Source organism: Pseudorhodoferax soli (genome assembly GCF_003337555.1).
Lineage (GTDB): Bacteria > Pseudomonadota > Gammaproteobacteria > Burkholderiales > Burkholderiaceae_C > Pseudorhodoferax > Pseudorhodoferax soli.
In genome coordinates this window covers 101,580-116,802 of record NZ_QPJK01000007.1, presented here as the reverse complement: position 1 = coordinate 116,802, position 15,223 = coordinate 101,580, and the positions used below count along the sequence as shown (strand labels likewise).

General features: G+C 66.6%; 15 protein-coding genes. 10 read left to right on the top strand and 5 right to left on the bottom strand.

Annotated features, from left to right (window positions below; all coding sequences use genetic code 11):
- Positions 1–6: 6 nt before the first annotated feature.
- From DES41_RS23595 to DES41_RS23550, 10 genes are all read left to right on the top strand, one after another.
- On the top strand, positions 7–336 hold the full coding sequence (locus DES41_RS23595) for a hypothetical protein (protein ID WP_114470118.1): 330 nt from the start codon (positions 7–9) through the stop codon (positions 334–336).
- 301 nt (positions 337–637) lie between these two features.
- Positions 638–1,234, top strand: a complete 597-nt coding sequence (locus tag DES41_RS23590; protein WP_114470117.1) for a cysteine dioxygenase family protein — start codon at positions 638–640, stop codon at positions 1,232–1,234.
- 10 nt (positions 1,235–1,244) lie between these two features.
- On the top strand, positions 1,245–1,595 hold the full coding sequence (locus DES41_RS23585) for a carboxymuconolactone decarboxylase family protein (RefSeq protein WP_211333061.1): 351 nt from the start codon (positions 1,245–1,247) through the stop codon (positions 1,593–1,595).
- A 106-nt stretch (positions 1,596–1,701) separates the two neighbouring features.
- Positions 1,702–2,922, top strand: coding sequence for a mandelate racemase/muconate lactonizing enzyme family protein (locus DES41_RS23580; protein WP_245965849.1), 1,221 nt, complete (start codon positions 1,702–1,704; stop codon positions 2,920–2,922).
- Between the two features lie 26 nt (positions 2,923–2,948).
- Positions 2,949–3,902 (top strand): Bug family tripartite tricarboxylate transporter substrate binding protein, encoded by a 954-nt coding sequence (locus tag DES41_RS23575; RefSeq protein ID WP_245965848.1) that lies wholly within the window; start codon positions 2,949–2,951, stop codon positions 3,900–3,902.
- Between the two features lie 8 nt (positions 3,903–3,910).
- Positions 3,911–4,861 carry a 2-hydroxyacid dehydrogenase gene (locus tag DES41_RS23570; protein WP_114470114.1) on the top strand — a complete coding sequence of 317 codons (951 nt, stop codon included), beginning with the start codon at positions 3,911–3,913 and terminating at the stop codon, positions 4,859–4,861.
- A 274-nt stretch (positions 4,862–5,135) separates the two neighbouring features.
- Positions 5,136–5,948 carry a CoA transferase subunit A gene (locus tag DES41_RS23565; RefSeq protein WP_245965847.1) on the top strand — a complete coding sequence of 271 codons (813 nt, stop codon included), beginning with the start codon at positions 5,136–5,138 and terminating at the stop codon, positions 5,946–5,948.
- Positions 5,945–6,703 (top strand): CoA-transferase, encoded by a 759-nt coding sequence (locus DES41_RS23560; protein WP_114470113.1) that lies wholly within the window; start codon positions 5,945–5,947, stop codon positions 6,701–6,703. The genes DES41_RS23565 and DES41_RS23560 overlap by 4 nt, the downstream gene beginning before the upstream one ends.
- Positions 6,693–7,889: a CaiB/BaiF CoA transferase family protein gene (locus DES41_RS23555; RefSeq protein ID WP_114470112.1), complete on the top strand. Its 1,197-nt coding sequence runs from the start codon at positions 6,693–6,695 to the stop codon at positions 7,887–7,889. Before DES41_RS23560 ends, DES41_RS23555 begins: the two co-directional genes overlap by 11 nt.
- Before the next feature lie 215 nt (positions 7,890–8,104).
- Positions 8,105–9,055 carry a LysR family transcriptional regulator gene (locus DES41_RS23550; RefSeq protein WP_114470111.1) on the top strand — a complete coding sequence of 317 codons (951 nt, stop codon included), beginning with the start codon at positions 8,105–8,107 and terminating at the stop codon, positions 9,053–9,055.
- 138 nt (positions 9,056–9,193) lie between these two features.
- Here DES41_RS23550 and DES41_RS23545 read toward each other — a convergent pair whose 3' ends face one another.
- From DES41_RS23545 to DES41_RS23525, 5 genes are all read right to left on the bottom strand, one after another.
- A complete protein-coding gene (locus DES41_RS23545) occupies positions 9,194–10,120 on the bottom strand; it encodes a Bug family tripartite tricarboxylate transporter substrate binding protein (protein ID WP_170168272.1) in 927 nt (308 codons plus the stop codon).
- A 488-nt stretch (positions 10,121–10,608) separates the two neighbouring features.
- The gene (gene can / locus DES41_RS23540) at positions 10,609–11,262 is read right to left on the bottom strand and encodes a carbonate dehydratase (protein WP_114470109.1); all 654 of its coding nucleotides are present in this window, start codon (positions 11,260–11,262) and stop codon (positions 10,609–10,611) included.
- A 164-nt stretch (positions 11,263–11,426) separates the two neighbouring features.
- Positions 11,427–12,389 (bottom strand): Bug family tripartite tricarboxylate transporter substrate binding protein, encoded by a 963-nt coding sequence (locus DES41_RS23535; RefSeq protein WP_114470108.1) that lies wholly within the window; start codon positions 12,387–12,389, stop codon positions 11,427–11,429.
- A gap of 15 nt (positions 12,390–12,404) precedes the next feature.
- A complete protein-coding gene (locus DES41_RS23530) occupies positions 12,405–13,724 on the bottom strand; it encodes an arylsulfatase (RefSeq protein WP_114470107.1) in 1,320 nt (439 codons plus the stop codon).
- A 123-nt stretch (positions 13,725–13,847) separates the two neighbouring features.
- Positions 13,848–14,768 carry a LysR family transcriptional regulator gene (locus DES41_RS23525; RefSeq protein ID WP_170168271.1) on the bottom strand — a complete coding sequence of 307 codons (921 nt, stop codon included), beginning with the start codon at positions 14,766–14,768 and terminating at the stop codon, positions 13,848–13,850.
- Positions 14,769–15,223: the final 455 nt, after the last annotated feature.

Genomic DNA, 15,223 nt, shown 5'->3' with positions numbered 1-15,223 from the left:
CCAATCATGAAGCTCGTCGATCAGACTGCAATCGCCCAATGGGCCGTCGCTTCGCTACCCCAGCGCGTGCGGGCGAAGGGCAAGTTCACCGCGCGCGACTCGGACGCGAACGGCGCCTGGCGGCTGGAGGAGAGCGGCTTCGACCTTGTCCTTTCCGACTGCGTATGGGGTGCCGGCATCATGCAGCGCCCGGCGCTGAACATCGAGGTTGTGCGCAACAAGGACGGTGTGAAGGTGCTCAGCGTGTCGTGGCTCCCGGAGTTGCCCAAGCTTCCCCCGGTCATCCGGACCATGACGGAGGGGCGGGCGTTGGATGAGTTCCGGCTCCTGTTCTGAGCGACCGGCGAGCGTGGATCTCCACGCGTCTGCGCGTGAGCGGTAACGACGCGATGGACGATCGCCCGGCAATGCACGTGTTCGACCTACTGCTCGCGCGCCCAGCCCTCCTGGCTGGTGAGAGATGTATCCGATTGCGTGTCCCAGGGCGACCACTTGAAGTTTTCTTCATTTGAGCGTGAAGACCCCTACCCATAGCATCTCCATCGAACCGGCAGGCGCTTCGCCACGGCCGAGACGATGGGGCCAACGCTGCACACAGGAGCGGCGCACAGCCCCGACATTGAGACAAAGGTAGACGATGAACATCCCCTCGGAACGCTTCCAGCAGTTCGTGCGCGACTTCACCAAGCTGATCGATTCCACCGACGGCGACGAATCAGTGATCCTTCCGGAGGGGCGCAAGATCCTCGGCGCGCTGGTCCACGCCGACGACTGGCTGCCTGAGCGCTACGCGCAGCCGCACCCGCAGTACTACCAGCAGTACCTGCTGCACGCCGACCCGCGGGACCGCTTCTCCGTGGTCAGCTTCGTGTGGGGCCCCGGCCAGAAGACGCCGATCCACAACCACACGGTCTGGGCCATCATCGGCATGCTGCGCGGCGGCGAGAAGGCCGAGAACTTCCGCCTGAGCGCGGAGGGAACACCGATGCTCGCAGCCGGTACGGAAGAGCTGTCGCCGGGGATCGTCGAAAGCATCGCACCTTCGACCGGCGACATCCACCGCGTGTCCAACCTCTACGAGGACCGCGTCTCGATCAGCATCCACGTCTACGGCGGGAACATCGGCCGGATCTCGCGCCACGTGTTCGACGCGCAGACCAGCACCCGCAAGCACTTCATCTCCGGCTACTCCAACGAATCCGAGCTGGCCACCGAGCGAGCACCCGTTCTCTGAGGCACGCATGATGGCCGCATCCTGGATTGCACAGTTCCTGCGAGGGCGGCGTGGTGGCGACGACCACGCGATCGATGGCGGCCGCGCTGTCGGCGCAGTCGGAACGGCGCTTGCGCCGCTGCGTGCCCCAGGCCTGCTGGATGCCAGGACCCGCGAGTTCATGGCGTTGGCCATTGCCGTGTCGCACGGGTGCGCCAGTTCCATCACGCTCCACACGATCGCGGTCCGCGCCGCGGGTGCGTCCGAGGCGGAGCTGGCCGAGGCCATGGGCGCCGCGATGGAGCTCAGCGCAAGCCCGGCCTATGCGAAATCGAGCCAGCTCGCCAGAGACAGCGACCGGAACCGGCCGCTGTGGTTGTGAGTCCGCGCGCGGCGTCGCGGCGTCGCGCCGCCGCCATCTAAGCAAATTTTTTTGAAGGAGCGCCGATGGGCGGCGCATCCGAAACCTGTGGGCAGGAGGGACTGTCTTGCCCGCAACCAAGGAAGTCATCATGAAGGTCACGAAGATCGAAGTTCTGGAAGCCGAGCTGTCCGGCCAGAACGGCATCGCATCCTGGCACCACGTGTTCGCCCGTGTGCACACCGACGAGGGCATCAGCGGCCTGGGCGAAATCGGCATGGCGTACGGCACGGGCGCGCGCGCCGGCGGCCCGATGGTTCTGGCCCTGGGCGAGCGCTTCGTGCTCGGCCACGACCCGATGTCCACCGAGACGATCTGGGAACGCATGCTTCGCAAGTCCTTCTGGGCGGAGGGCGGCGGCCCCGTGGTCTTCGGCGCGATGAGCGCCATCGACGCGGCACTGTGGGACATCAAGGGCCGCGCTGCCGGCAAGCCGGTGCACCAGCTGCTGGGTGCGGACACGCCGGCGCCGCTGCGCTGTTACGCGAGCCAACTGCAGTTCGACTGGGGCACCAATGAGGTCGTCAACCTCGTCGAGCCTGCACGCTACAAGGACGCCGCGGTGCGTGCGCGCGAAGAGGGCTACGACGCCGTGAAGGTGGACCCGCTCATGGTGGCCATGGACGGCAGCCGCGCCGCCCGGCTGCGCGGCATCCTGACGCCCGAGCAGCGACGCATGGTCCGCGCGCGCATGGAAGCCATTCGAGACGGCATCGGCCCGGACGCCGACATCATCCTGGAACTGCACTCGTTCACGTCCACCGCCGGCGCGCTGCAGACGGCCGAGGAGGTCAAGGACCTGGGCATTCTCTTCATGGAGGAGCCGACCCACTACAACGGCGCCCGCGCCCACAACCGCGCAGCGCGCAAGTCCCCGGTTCCGATCGCGGCCGGCGAACGCATGTACACGCGCTGGGGCTTCCTGCCCTACCTGGAAGCCGAGTCGCTCGACATGATCCAGCCGGACGTCGGCCTGGTCGGCGGCATCAGCGAAGCCATGAAGATCGCGCACCTGGCGCACACCTTCGACGTCGGCGTGCAGGCGCACGTGTGCGGCTCGCCCCTGGCGTCGGCCATTGCGCTGCAGTTCGAAGCGGCGATCCCGAACTTCGAGATCCACGAGCACCACACCTACGCGCAGAAGTCCTGCAACCGCGACCTGTTCCTGGAAGACCTGCAGCCGCAGCGTGGCCGCTTCCATGTGCCGACCGGCCCCGGCCTGGGCATGACGCTGTCGCCCGACGCCGAGCGCCTCATGACCAAGACGTCCGTGCAGCTCGCGCGCTGAATCCCACCCAACCCTGGAGACAATCGATGAAGAAATACGTTGCAGCATTCGGCCTGGCCCTGACCGCCTCGATCGGCATGGCACAGAGCAACTACCCCGCCCAGGCCGTGACGGCCGTCGTCGGCTACGTGCCCGGCGGAGCCGCGGACATCATCATGCGCCAGCTGGCCATCCTGATGGGCCCGAAGTTCCCGTCCGGCCTGGTGGTGCTCAACCGCCCCGGCGCCGGCGGGAGCACGGCGGTTGCATCGATCGCCCAGGGCAAGCCCGACGGCTACACCTTCGCCTTCGTTCCGCACTCGAACCTGACCCTGTCGCCGCAGGTCAACAAGCTGTCGTACAAGAACCCGGACGACATCTTGCCGATCATCAACGTCGTGAACTACTCGACGCTGCTGGTCGTGGCCAAGAACTCCCCGTACAAGGATGCGAAGGAGCTCCTGGCCGCAGCCAAGGCAGCGCCCGGGACGGTGAGCGTCGGCTATCCGGGTGACACCACGATCAGCCATCTGAACGTGTTGGAGCTCGAGCGCGTGGCGAAGGTGGAGCTGCTCAAGGTTCCCTTCACGGGTTGGGGTCAGGGCAGTCCGCAGTTGTTGGGCGGGCACATCAATGCAGCCGTTGCCCAACCGACCGAAGCCACGTCGTTCCTGGAAGCCGGCACCGTCCGCGGGCTGGCCTCGTTCAGCGAGAAGCGCCAGACCGGCCTGCCCTCGGTGCCGACGATGAAGGAGCAGGGCGCAGACGTCGGCATCGGCGTTCGCTACATGCTGATCACCACCAAGGGCACGCCGCCCAACATCGTGAAGTACATCCACGACGCCGCCAAGGCCGCCACCGAGACCAAGGAGTTCAAGGACTTCGCTGCGTCCCACGGCCTGGAACTGGCCTACCAGGACGGCAACGCCATCCGCGAAGCTGCCTGGGCCGACTATCGGAAGTATGGCGAGCTGCTCAAGCAGCTTGCTGCGAGCAAGTAAAGAGCCCCATGACCACCCCCATCATCCTGCTGCTTTCCGGGATCAGCCCGGAGTACAACGCCGAACTGGAGAAGCACGGACGGCCTGTCCGTGCAATCGCCTCGGACCTGCGCGAGAAAGCCATTGCCGATCTGGGCGAGGACGTCAAGGTCGTCATCACGAACGGCTTCGCGGGCCTGACCCAGTCGGAAATGGAGCGGATGCCGCAGCTCAAGCTCATCTGCTGCGTCGGCGTCGGCTACGAAAACATCGACCTCGCCTGCGCGAAGTCCCGTGGTATTCCCGTGTCCTTCGGGCCGAACACCAACGCCGACGCCGTGGCCGATCACGCGCTCGCCCTGGTGCTGGGCCTGCTGCGGCGCGTGGTGGAGGGCAACGATGCGGCTTGCCGCGGCATCGAGCGCAACCAGCTCAGCATCCCCGAGCAGTTGCACGGCAAGAAGCTTGGCCTGTTCGGCCTGGGCCAGATCGGCAGCCGCATCGCCAAGCGGGCGGCCGGGGGCTTCGATGCCGAGGTCGGATACGTCGCTCTGCAGCCACGCGAGGAGTTCTCGTACCGCTACTTCGACAACCTGGTGGCCCTGGCCGACTGGTGTGACGTGCTAGTGCTGGCTGCCCCTGGCGGCAGCGACACGAACCGTCTCGTGAACGCCGAGGTCCTGCAGGCACTTGGCCCCAAGGGATACCTGGTCAACGTCGCGCGGGGCAGCCTGGTGGACGAGGAGGCGCTTGCGAAGGCCCTTCGTAACAAGCACATCAAGGCAGCAGCGCTGGACGTGTACGACAGTGAGCCGCATGCCCCGTACCAGCTCATCAACAGCGGCGAGGTGTTGCTCTCGCCGCACGTCGCTGGCCGCTCGGAGGAGTCGATGCGCAACATGGCCGAACTGGTGATGCGGAACATGAACAGCTTCTTCGCTGGAAACGGACTCGTCACGCCCGTACCGGAACAGTCCTGAGACACGCGGACGGGCGAACTCGGTCATACCCGGATCGCGCGGATGCTGGGCTGCATCGCGCCGTCCGATGGCCAGGATGCCCGCCGCGCGACGGGACTGGCTGGGCTTCGCTGCATGCCGCGCGACGCAGCATGCATCGGAACTTTCGATGCTCAGCGCGGAGAAATTTTGAGCCCATCGGACTATGCGATGCCTATGATGCCCCGGAGACAAGGTCCCGGCAGTTCGAGGCGTGCGGGGCCCACTGGATAGGCACTTTCACAACGGAGACAAGATGCTGCAGACCATGCCCCTCATGGAGGTCGACGACATCGCGGCGAACATCGCCGACGGTTGTCGTCTCGCGTTGCCGGTCGAGTATGCCGGCGTTCCCATGGCGCTGATGGCGCCGCTCCTGCGGCGTGCGCCGCGACGGCTGACGATCGTTGGCGTGCCCACGGCAGGCCTGCCGCTGGACCTGCTGCTCGGCGCGGGTTTGGTGGAGACCGTCGAGACCAGCGCGGTCAGCCTTGGCGAGGCCGGCGGCGCTCCGTGTTTCGCGCGCGCCATCGCGCAGGGTGCGATCACCATGAAGGACAGCACCTGCCCAGCCATTCACGCCGGCCTCATGGCCGCGCAGAAGGGTGCCCCCTTCACGACCTTGCGCGGCCTGATCGGCACCGATGTGCTGCATCACCGCAGCGACTGGCGCGTGCTGCAGAACCCTTTCTCCGAGTCACCCGATCCGGTCGTGGCGATTCCGGCCTTGCATCTGGACGTCGCCGTGTTCCACGCGCCGATGGCCGACCGCGAAGGCAACGTCTGGATCGGCCGTCGCCGCGAGCTGGCGGCCATGGCCTATGCGAGCGAGCAGACCTTCGTCACGGTCGAGCGCATCGTGGAGGGCCGCTTGCTTGACGATGAACGGACTGCGGCCGGCGTGCTGCCGGCGCTGTATGTGCATGGCATCGCCAAGGCGGAGCGGGGCGCCTGGCCCTATGGTCTGTGGGGCGAGTACGCCCCGGACACGGAGAGCCTGCAGCGGTATGCCCGCATGGCACGCACCGAGGAAGGCTACCGGCAGTGGGTCCAGGAGGAACTGAAATGAGCACAGCGACGGCACGCGAGCGGTTGATCGTCACCACCGCCAGGCTGCTCGAAGGCGTCAGGCATGTTGCCGTGGGCGCCTCGTCACCGATTCCGGCCGCCGCCGCCATGCTGGTGCGTGCACGCGCCGCTGAGAGCGGAGCGCGACCCGTGCGCATCTCCATCCTCGGATCGGTGCAGCACAATTTCTTCACCAACGGCTCAGCCGAGCTGTTCGACTGCGCAGGCCAGGGGCGCATCGACGCCTTCTTCCTGGGAGGCGGCCAGATCGACGGCCAGGGCAACATCAACCTGGTCGGCACCAAGGGCTACCCGCAAAGCCCCGTGCGCTGGCCGGGCTCATTCGGTTCGGCCTACCTGTACTTCGTCGTGCCCAGGGTGATCCTGTTCCGAGAGGAGCACTCTCCCCGGGTGTTCGTCGAGAAGGTGGATTTCATCAGCGCGCCTGGAACGAGCGCACCCGACGTGCACCGCACGGGCGGCCCGTACGCGCTGCTCACGGGCATGGCGCTGTTCATGTTCGAACCCGATCGCGCCCGGTTCCGACTCGTCAACGTCCATCCGGGCTGCACGCTGCAGGACGTGCGCGAGGCAACCGGCTTTGCTTTCGACGTGGACCCAGCGCTGGAGCCGACGCCGGAACCCGATGCACGCACGATGGCGCTGCTGCGCGGGCGCGTGCTCGAGGAGTTGAAGGAAACCTACCCGGGCTTTGCCGCCCAGATGTCCCAGGAGATCGAAACCCATGTGGAATGACCCGTCCGGCGCAAGCGCCGGCTCCCTGTCCGGCCTGCGGGTCATCGATGCGAGCCGGGTGCTCGGGGGGCCGTACTGCGGCCAGGTCCTGGCCGACCACGGCGCGGACGTCATCAAGGTCGAGCCACCCATGGGCGACGAGACGCGCGGCTGGGGGCCTCCGTTCGTGGGCGACGCCGCGAGCTACTTCATCGGCGTGAACCGCAACAAGCGCGATATCGCCATCGATGTGACGCAGCCAGCCGGCCAGGAACTGCTGACCCGGCTGCTTGCCGACGCGGACGTGTTCATCGAGAACTTCAAGATCGGCACGCTCGAGCGCTGGGGCCTGGGCGCCGATGCGCTGCGCAAGCGCTTTCCGCGCCTGGTGCATTGCCGCATCTCCGGCTTCGGTGCCGACGGCCCCTACGGCGGCCTGCCAGGCTACGACGCGGCCGTCCAGGCCATGAGCGGCCTCATGAGCGTCAACGGCGAGGCGTCGGGCCAGCCGCTGCGCATGGGCGTTCCGGTCATCGACCTGGTGACGGGCTTGAATGCCGTGATCGGCATCCTCATGGCGCTGCAGGAACGCGGAAAGAGCGGCCTGGGTCAGTTCGTGGAGTCGACCCTCTACGACAGCGGCGTGTCGCTGCTGCATCCCCAACTGCCCAACTTCTACCTCAACGGCAAGGTTGCGCAGCGCGTGGGCAACCGCCACCCCAACATCTGCCCTTACGACTCCTTCGAGACCAGCACCGCCCCGCTGTTCCTCGCGGTGGGCAACAACCGGCAGTTCGCCACGCTGTGCAAGGTGCTGGGCCGTCCCGAGCTGGCAGTCGACGCACGCTATGCCACCAACGCGTCGCGCAACGAGCACCGCGAGTCACTGCGGGCCTCGCTGGTCGAGTTGCTGAAGGACAGGGACTGCATCCAGGTCTCCCAGGAGCTCGTCAACGCAGGCGTTCCCTGCGGTCCGGTTCGCACCATCGACCAGGTCGTCGCCGATCCGCACACGCACCACCGGGGCATGATCGTGGACAAGGACGGCTACCGCGGTACCGGCAGCCCCGTCAAGCTGTCCCGCACGCCAGCGACGTACCGTAGCAAGCCGCCTGCGTTCGCCGAGCACACCGACGAGGTCCTGCGCGAACGCGGCATCGATCCCGCCGACTATGCCACCGTGCTGCCGCGCAAGCCGGTGCCCTGAACCGCACCGGGCTTCGCCCGGGACTGCTCTTGCAGGGCGGTCGCGCCTCGGTCGTTGGCGCGCGGTGCTGGATGGGCCGGCCGCGGGGCACCTTCGTGGGGCCTCCCATCCCGCGCCGACCTGTCTGCGCCCGTCTGCGCTGCAGGGCTGATCGCCGTGAACGGGCGCGATGGAGTCCTGTCGGGATCACATCGCCCAGTGCATCGAGGCTTGACATGCTGATACGCTCGCTGCGCGCCTTCCTTGCCTTGCACCGCTGCGGGACCGTTGTTGGTGCCGCCGAGAAGGTGCACCTGTCCCAGGCGGCGGTGAGCGTTCAGCTCAAGAACATGGAAAGCGAGCTTGGCGTCGCCCTGTTCGTGCGCACGAAGCGCTCGCTGGACTTCACGCCGGCGGGCCACATGCTGGTCCCGCTGGCCGAGCAGATGGTGTCGATCTACGAGGAGATGAAGGCGCTGAAGGCGGGCCGCCCGGTGGGCGGCGTGCTGTCGCTCGGCGTCATCAACAGCGCGCTCGGCGGCGTGCTGCCGGAGCTGCTGCGCGATATGACGCAGAGGAACCCTGGCCTGGAAGTCAAGGTCGTGGCAGGGATTTCCGGCGAGCTCGTCGCGCAGGTCGATCGCGGCACGCTCGACATGGCGATCGTGACGCAGCCGCCCAAGCGATTTCCGACGAACCTCGCCGTGCATCATCTGTACAGCGAGCCCTTCGCGCTGCTGACCCCGGCGGAGGAGCCGTGCGACGACATCGTCCGCGCCTTGCACTCGTCCAGGCCTTACATCGCCTTCGATCGCGGCACCTGGGCTGGGCAGTTGATCGACGAGTACCGGCTGAAGCGCGGCGTCATGACCAGGCCGGGCATGGAACTCAACTCCCTCGATGCGATCGCCGGGCTGGTCCGCCGAGGACTGGGAACCTCCATCGTGCCGCTGATCCGAGGCGCGTCCTGGCACGAGAGCCCGGACCTTCATGTGGTGCGCCTGCCGAACTTTGAACGTCCCGTCTCTCTCGTCTCGCGTGTGGCAGACCAGCGTGACACGCTGCGGGTCGCGTTGTTGGCGTGCTTCGAGACAGCGCAAGGCCTGGGCATGGGCGATGGCGCTGAGACACACGTACCGGCCGCCACGGGAACGGGCATCTACGAGCACTTCGGCGACCCGCACTGAGGCCGGGGAGCGCGTGGCCTCGGGGGCCACGCGCAGGGTCGCGCGCCTGGGCGCCTGCGCCCGCCGAGGTGCTGTGGCGCAAGGCATGTGCCGGCTTCCTGGTCGAAGCCCCGGCGTACGGCATGACCCCCGTGACGCTCAGTTGGCGAACGACAGGTTTGCTGCCTTCACGAGCTTGGTGTACTTGTCCAGGTCGGTTTGCCAGCGCTCGGTCATCTCCTTCGGTGTCGACTGCAGGACATCGATCTGGAATCCCTCCATGCGCTGGCGCACGTCCGGCATGGACAAGATCCGGTTGAGGGTCCGGTTGGCTTCGGCCACGATCTCCGGTGGCGTTGCCGGCGGCAGCACCATGCCCCACCAGACCGCGATCTCGAAGGTGCCAGGGATCTTCGCGTCCTTCAGTCCCGGGACGCCAGGAAGGGCGCCTGAGCCCTCCCTCGTGGTGATGAGCAGCGGCCGGAGCTTGCCGGAGTCGATGAAGGGTTTGACGGCCGTCACCGTGTCCATGATGAACTGGGTCTCGCCGCCCATCATGGCGTTGACGGCCGGTGCGCTGCCTTTGTACGGGATGTGCAGTCCCTTGAGCTTGGTGGCTTCCTTGAGCATCTCGGTCGCGATGAAGGTTCCTGTGCAGCACGAGGCGTAGCTGAACTTGTCCGAGGCGGCCTGGCTCGCCGCTTCCAGGTCCTGAAAGGTCTTGTAGGGCGAGCGCTGGTCCACGGCCAGCACATAGCTGGAGATGCCCACCATGCCGACGGAGTCGAAGTCCTTGCTCGGATCGAACGGAAAGCCCTCGCGCACGACCTTGTTCAGCGCGATGCTGTGCGAGGTCAGACCCATGGTGTACCCATCCTTCTTCGCCCTGGTCACTTCCTGCGATCCGATGAGGAGGTCCGCGCCCGGCTTGTTGACCACGACCGCGGTAACGCCCCATTGCTCGGCGAACTTCTGCCCGATGAGCCGCGCCATGATGTCGGTTGCGCCTCCGGCGGAGAAGGGCACGACGATGGTGAGTGTTTTCCCCTTCTCTGGGTAGCCTTGCGCCGTGGCGTGGGTCGGCACGGCGATTGCGAGTGCGGCTGCAAGCGCACATCCGAGCAGTCTTCTCATTCGGTTGTCTCCATTGCGATGTATTGCGGTTTGCGCCCCGTCGCCGCCTCATCGGCGCGACGCGCTGGTGTGCGCGGGTCGCTGTCCCCTGGGCAGAAAAAATGTAGGGCGCATCGACCGCCAGGGAAAGCAAGACTTTGCAATGCTGAACTTCGGACAGTCCGAAGCTCGGGAAGGCGCAAGCGGACACATGCGCTCGATCGCAATGTGGGGTGCGTCAGCGCGCTTGAATAGAGTGGCCTGAGCACGGCCACGCTGCGGCCGGAGGCTCAGCCGCAGTGCGATGTCGGAGCTCAGCTTGCGCGCTCGGGGATGGCGGCCAAGGCCATGCGTGGCATGGCGTGCGATGTGTTGGCGGTTCCGGCGCGAACGCGAGGCATGACCGCTCGTGCGAGGACTGCCCCCTCAGGTGCCGAGGGGCTGAGCTGGGGCGGAGCTGCCTATTGCCGGGGGTAGCGCTTGATCGCGTTGCGAAAGCTGTCGACGACCTGGTCGGGATGGTCGATGCTGACCTCGAGATCCTTGACCAGGCCGTCCTTGAGGCCATAGCACCAGCCGTGGATGGTCAGCGGCTGGCCGCGCGCCCAGGCGTCCTGCACGACGGTGGACAGGGCCACGTTGCCGACCTGCTCGATCACGTTGATCTCGCACAGCCGGTCGTGCCGCTCCTGCTCGGTCGCCAGGTAGTCGATGCGCTTGCGGTGGCGCAGCCGCAGGTCGGCGATGTGGGCCAGCCAGTTGTCGGCCAGGCCCACGCGCTGGCCCAGCAGCGCGGCACGCACGCCGGCGCAGCCGTAGTGGCCGGTGACCATGATGTGCTCGACGCGCAGGTGCTCCACGGCGAACTGGATCGTTGTGAGCGCGTTGAGATCGGAGTGCACGACCACGTTGGCCACATTGCGGTGCACGAAGACCTCGCCTGGGTCCAGGCCCGTGATCTCGTTGGCCGGCACGCGGCTGTCGGCACAGCCGATCCACATGTAGCGCGGCTTCTGCTGCGCCAGGAGGCCGGTGAAGAAGCCGGGACGCTCCTGTTCGACCCGGGTGGCCCAGGCGCGGTTGTTGGCAAGGAGATGCTCGAGCGTTGAGGTCATTTCATTCTTGGAAAGCTTGCCCGAGCTTAGCGACCAAGGTCTTCAATCCCCGTTGAAATTTTGCTCATCGGTCGTCGCGCACGGGCTTGCGCGTGCCGCGACGAGCGCTGTAGTCCGCCCTGCGGGTGTGCGCTGCCGCGTTACGTCGCGTAGCCGCCCGCAGCTCACTCGAGATCCATCTTCGTGGCAGTTGCCAGCGCGCGCCAACGCTTGTTTTCGTTGACGACGAAGTCGCGCGCTTGCGTGGGGGTGGTCACGACCGCGTTGTTCGCGCCGGCCTGCAGGACCGCGGCGACCTCGGCGCTGGTGACAGCCTCGTTGATCAAGGCATTGAGTTGTGCGATCCGGTCGGCAGGCGTCCCGGCCGGTACGGCGGCGGCATACCATTGCGATGCGTCGTAGCCGTTCACGCCAGCTTCCTGGAAGGTCGGGACGCCTGGCAATGCATCGGCGTGCTGTGCGGTCGTCACGCCGTAGGCCCGCAGCCGGCCGCTCTTGATGTGCGGAAGAACGGGGGAGACGCCCAGCAGTGCCAGGGGGATCTGCCCGCCGACCACATCGGTGACGGCCTGACCGCCGCCCTTGTACGGGATGTGGGTCATGGAGATGCCGGCCGACGACTTCAGCAGTTCTCCGGCCAGGTGCTGCGACACGCCCGTCCCCGAGCTGCCGTAGCTCCACCTGTGCGGATTTGACTTCGCGTCCTTGATGAGGTCCTGCAGCGTCGTGATGGGGGACGAGGCGGGTCCGACCAGGACCATCGGGCCCTGGCCGAGCATGGCGACGGCTGCGAGCTCCTTGCCGACTTGAGGCGGCGTCTGCGCCGTGAGGATGGGACCCGCGAGGGAGATCACAGTGTAGCCGTCGGGCGCCGCACGGGCGACCGCCTGCTGGGCGATGGCGCCGGTCGCACCTGGCCGGTTGTCGACGACGACCGACTGGCCCGTCCTCTCGGCGATCCGCTTCGCAACCGCCCTGGTCAGTACGTCCAGCGTGCCACCCGGTGCGAAGCCGACGATCCAGGTGATGGGCTTCTCTGTCGGCCAGGGTTTCGTCTGTGCGTGCAGTGCAGTCGTGGCCATGGCGAGCAGGCACAGCGATGCGGCGAGGCAACTTCTGATCTTCATGGTTGCGGGTCCCTTTCAATCCGGTGCGCCTGGCGCGGTGTTGGGGTGGCGCTGGAAGGAGTCCTGGAACTCCTTGACCAGGCGAAGAATGGGCTGCAGCACCCAGGTGTTGAAGATGAGCACGTCGTTCTCCTCCTTGGGATCGCGCACGACGTTGAACAGGTAGGGCGACTCCAGCTTGCCCTGACCCTGGTTGACTTCCGGCTCCCAGTAGAAGTGCAGCTTCCAGTCGCGCCACTTGACGGCACGCAGGTCTCCCTTGATATAGAACGGGAAGCCCTCGCGCTTGGAGCGCGTGTCGCGCCCAAGCAGGAACTCCGACTGGTCGATGCCGTCGATGGGTCGGTCCTCGGGGACTGCGCCGCCGGCCAGTGCGATCAAGGTACTGAAGATGTCGGTCACGTGGAAGATCTCGTTGGAGATCTGTCCGCTCGCGATCTTTCCCGGCCAACGCGCCATGAAGGGCACCCGCAGGCTGCCCTCCATTGCCGTGTGGTATGTGCCACGCCAGGGCCCGGCGGTACCGCGGTAGGGTTGCCGGTACTCGGGACCGTTGTCGCTGCAGAAGATCACGAGCGTGTTCTCCGCCAGCCCGCTCTGGTCGATGAAGTCCACGATCTGGCCGACGCGGTGGTCCATCTCCACCACCGAGTCCGCGAACTCACCATAGCCCGTCTTGCCCGCGAATTCAGGATGGGGCAGGGTGGGCAGGTGCAGGTGCACCATCGGGAAGTACAGGAAGAACGGCGAGCCACTTTCGCTGCTGCGTTGCATGAACGAGATGCTCCTGTCGACCAGTTCCTCGTCGATCCTGCGGCGGCTGTCCAGGTCGTAGACCTTCACATTGTGCGAAGGGCTGCCGTCGACACCTTCCATGATGTGCGGGACCTGTGCCACGCTCGGGTCGAAGCCCAGGGTTTCGGTGAACTGGCTTTCGTCGGTCGTGCGAGGGATGCCATACCACTCGTCGAAGCCGCGGTCGCTGGGGTAGCGGCCCGGGATATCACCCAGATGCCACTTGCCGTAGTGGGCCGTGGCGTAGCCACGTGCCTTGAGCGCCTGCGGCAGGGTCACCTCGTCGCGGCGCAGCCCTTGCGGCAGGCCGGCAGGCACCGACTGCAGGCAGCCGGTTCGGATCGGATGCCGGCCTGACATGAGGGCAGAGCGGGTTGGCACGCAGTCGCTCTCGACGTTGAAGTTCGTGAGACGCAGTCCCTCGGATGCCAGTTTGTCGATCCGCGGCGTGGGTGCTCCGCGCAGGGCGCCGCCGCCGTAGCAGCCGAGCTCACCCCAACCCAGGTTGTCGGCGACGATCAGAACGATGTTTGGAAGCACGCATTACCTCTGCAAGTTGATGCGGAAACGGTAAGCCATTGCGGTGCCACTCCCCATAACCATCGGGCAGCATCCGATAACCAACCGGATGGCTCGAACGCGCTTGCGCAGCCCGTCAGGCGCCTAGCCGACACCCCGAGCGGCAGCGCTGCTTGCGGACAGGCGCCGAACTTCCTCACGGTAGGCGTGCATGAGGGGCGTCCAGTGGCTGCCTGGTCGGGAGAGCAGCATGAGGGTGCGCTGCAGCGCGAAGTCGCGCACGTCGATGGTGCGGACCCGTCCTCCCCATTCTTCGATGAGCCAGGTTGGGGCAAGGCACAGCAGGTCGGTACTGGCCACCACTGACATGGCTGTGTCGGACATGAATTGGATCTGCATCACGGCGTCGGGCGGCGGGACGCTCCATTTGCGAAAGATCTCGTCCAGAAGATCCCTGGACACGCTGGCCCGGTCGCCAACGACCCAGCCGAACGGGGCGAGCTCGGTCGGCTCTACGTGCCGGCCATGCGCCAATGGGTGGTCGAACCGCCCCGCGATCCGGATCGTGTCGGAGCCGAAGGACTCCTGCGCGCTGGTGAAGGGATGGTCGGGATAGGACGGCACCACAGCCAGGTCGAGCTGCCCATCCAGCACGGCTGCGTTGAGCGCATCGGACTTGCCGACGTCGAGTGTGACCCGCAGGGCGGGGCGGGCCTTGAGCAGGTTCGTCAGGGCGCGCACCGCGACGGACTCGCTGCCCGGGTTCGTCATCCCGATGCGCAGTCGTCCTGCAGCCTCCGCGCGCATGATGCGCGACGCCCTGAGCATCGCCTCGTGGTGGGAGTCGAAGGCCCGGGCATAGTCGAGGAAGGTCTCCCCGGCAGGCGTCAGTTTTGCGCCATGGCTGCCGCGCTCGATGAGGCGCACGCCGGCGGTGGACTCGATGCGCTTGAGCGCTTTGGACAGTGCAGGTTGCGATATCCCGCAGGCTGTGGCGGCCCTGCCCAGGTGGCCCTCCTTTGCGACTGCCAGGTAGTAGGAGACGTCTTGCGGCGAGTAGCTCATGGTCGTTCGTCGAGGATACGTCGGGCGGGGCTCGGCGCAGCGTGCGGCGAGGCGAAAGACGGCCACTAGCTTTGACCGATCGCATGCGCCCGTGTCTCTGTTGCCCGGCGCTCGGTGGGTCAGCGGCGGCATGCTCATGAACGCCGATGGCTCTATGGCTTGCCCTTGCCTGCTGGGGGCGTGCCTTCGTTGGTTGCCGCCACCGATCGCAAGCCGCCCGAAGTCTGAAGGCAAGGGCTTGATGCAGCCCCGTCGACCGGGGCACGCGCAATCGGCAAGCAGATGTTTCCGGGCGGCGGACGTGGAATAAACCGCGTCCCTCAACCGTCTCTTTGGTCTGGACGGGCCGCCGACCTTGCCAGCCCCTTTGAACCAGCCGGCGCTTGCCAGGAATGGGATCGGAGACGAGGCGTGGATCAGGTACGCCCAGACGAGCCACCACATCTTCCGAAACC

Bases quoted from the DNA above. Each gene is read 5' to 3' on its own strand.
- DES41_RS23550 (WP_114470111.1), top strand. From the start codon at position 8,105: ATGCTGATACGCTCGCTGCGCGCCTTCCTTGCCTTGCACCGCTGCGGG.
- DES41_RS23570 (WP_114470114.1), top strand. From the start codon at position 3,911: ATGACCACCCCCATCATCCTGCTGCTTTCCGGGATCAGCCCGGAGTAC.
- DES41_RS23590 (WP_114470117.1), top strand. From the start codon at position 638: ATGAACATCCCCTCGGAACGCTTCCAGCAGTTCGTGCGCGACTTCACC.
- DES41_RS23525 (WP_170168271.1), bottom strand. From the start codon at position 14,768: ATGAGCTACTCGCCGCAAGACGTCTCCTACTACCTGGCAGTCGCAAAG.
- DES41_RS23585 (WP_211333061.1), top strand. From the start codon at position 1,245: ATGGCCGCATCCTGGATTGCACAGTTCCTGCGAGGGCGGCGTGGTGGC.
- DES41_RS23565 (WP_245965847.1), top strand. From the start codon at position 5,136: ATGCTGCAGACCATGCCCCTCATGGAGGTCGACGACATCGCGGCGAAC.
- DES41_RS23560 (WP_114470113.1), top strand. From the start codon at position 5,945: ATGAGCACAGCGACGGCACGCGAGCGGTTGATCGTCACCACCGCCAGG.
- DES41_RS23575 (WP_245965848.1), top strand. From the start codon at position 2,949: ATGAAGAAATACGTTGCAGCATTCGGCCTGGCCCTGACCGCCTCGATC.
- DES41_RS23535 (WP_114470108.1), bottom strand. From the start codon at position 12,389: ATGAAGATCAGAAGTTGCCTCGCCGCATCGCTGTGCCTGCTCGCCATG.
- DES41_RS23555 (WP_114470112.1), top strand. From the start codon at position 6,693: ATGTGGAATGACCCGTCCGGCGCAAGCGCCGGCTCCCTGTCCGGCCTG.
- DES41_RS23595 (WP_114470118.1), top strand. From the start codon at position 7: ATGAAGCTCGTCGATCAGACTGCAATCGCCCAATGGGCCGTCGCTTCG.
- can (WP_114470109.1), bottom strand. From the start codon at position 11,262: ATGACCTCAACGCTCGAGCATCTCCTTGCCAACAACCGCGCCTGGGCC.